1 protein-coding gene is annotated in these 1,427 nt (G+C 52.8%); it reads left to right on the forward strand.

Going from position 1 to position 1,427, the window contains the following annotated elements; all coding sequences use genetic code 11:
- Window positions 1-27: 27 nt before the first annotated feature.
- Window positions 28-1,400, forward strand: a protein-coding gene (locus AC30D7_RS28695) for an IS3 family transposase (RefSeq protein ID WP_490136323.1) whose coding sequence is annotated in 2 segments (ribosomal slippage) — window positions 28-525 and window positions 528-1,400 — 1,371 coding nt in all. Because the reading frame shifts where the segments join, the coding sequence is not laid out codon by codon here.
- The last annotated feature ends 27 nt before the right edge of the window (window positions 1,401-1,427 follow it).

The raw sequence follows: 1,427 nt of genomic DNA on the forward strand, positions 1-1,427 counted from the left end.
ACCAATTCTAATTTTGGGGTGTTCTCCATGGGCAAGTATTCCACTCTGTTCAAAATCACGGCCATCCAGGCCTACATCAACGGCGACGATGGCTATCGCAAGGTAGCTCAGCGCTATTCGATCGATACCAGCCTGCTCCGGCGCTGGGTCGCCGGGTATCAGGCCTGCGGCAGTGCAGGCCTTCGATCTCAAGGCCACCGTTACAGCGCAGCGTTCAAGCTTTCAGTCATCCAATGCATGCAAAAAGAGCAGCTTTCTCATCGAGAAACGGCCGCTCGCTTTGGGCTTGGTCAATCCTCACAGGTGGGCATCTGGGCGCGTCAGTACTACAGTGGCGGTCTTGCTGCCTTGACCGCACCCCAGAGAAGAAAGGCCGTCACCATGTCCAACAAAGCACCTGTCCCGCATAAATCCCAGCCCGTAGATGACGATTCGAAGAGTCGAGAGCAACTTAAGGCTGAACTCGAATATCTGCGTATGGAGAACGCTTATCTAAAAAAGCTCGAGGAGATAAGGGAGGCTCCGGGCAGGAGCCATCGCCCCGGGAAAAAACGCTCACCATAATGGCATTGAGGCTGAGGTTTCCTCTGGACAGCCTGCTGAAGCTGGCCAGGTTGGCGCGCAGCACGTTCTATTACCAGATCAGCGCCCTTCAGAAACCCGACAAACATGCCGAGCTGAAAACGAAGATTCAGGACCTCTACGACCAACACGAGGGCCGGTTTGGCTATCGACGTATCGCTTTGCAACTTCAAAAAAAGGAAGCGGTCAGTGAAAAAATGGTTCAACGCTTGATGGTGCGTCTGAATCTCAAGTCGCTGGTGCGTCCCAAGAAATACCGCTCTTACAAAGGCCAGCTTGGAAAAATAGCGTCGAACCTTCTGGAGCGGAATTTCGTCGCCCAACGCCCCAACCAGAAATGGGTGACAGATGTCACCGAATTCAAACTCAACTCGAAGAAGCTTTATCTGTCGCCTGTAATGGATTTGTACAACGGTGAGATCATCGCTTACCAGACCGATACCCGCCCCTGTTTTGCCATGGTAACCGGCATGCTGGACAAAGCTTTCGAGCGCCTGCAAAGCCCGTCCCATTTGGTGTTTCATTCAGATCAGGGCTGGCAGTATCAGCAGCCTCGCTATCAGCAAGCGCTTAAAGAACGCGGCATCAAGCAGAGCATGTCACGCAAGGGTAACTGCCTGGACAACGCGGCGATGGAGAGCTTCTTCGGGACACTGAAGTCCGAGTTTTTCTACCTCAACCGCTTTGAAAACGTGGAGCAGTTAAACGCGGGGCTGGACGAATACATCCGTTACTACAATCATGACCGGATTAAATCGAAGCTTGGTGGATTGAGCCCTGTGGAGTACAGGACTCAATCTGTGGGCGTGTGGCAATAGACCGTCCAACATTTTGGGGTCAGATCA

It is taken from the genome of Pseudomonas sp. DF5 (assembly GCF_058148225.1).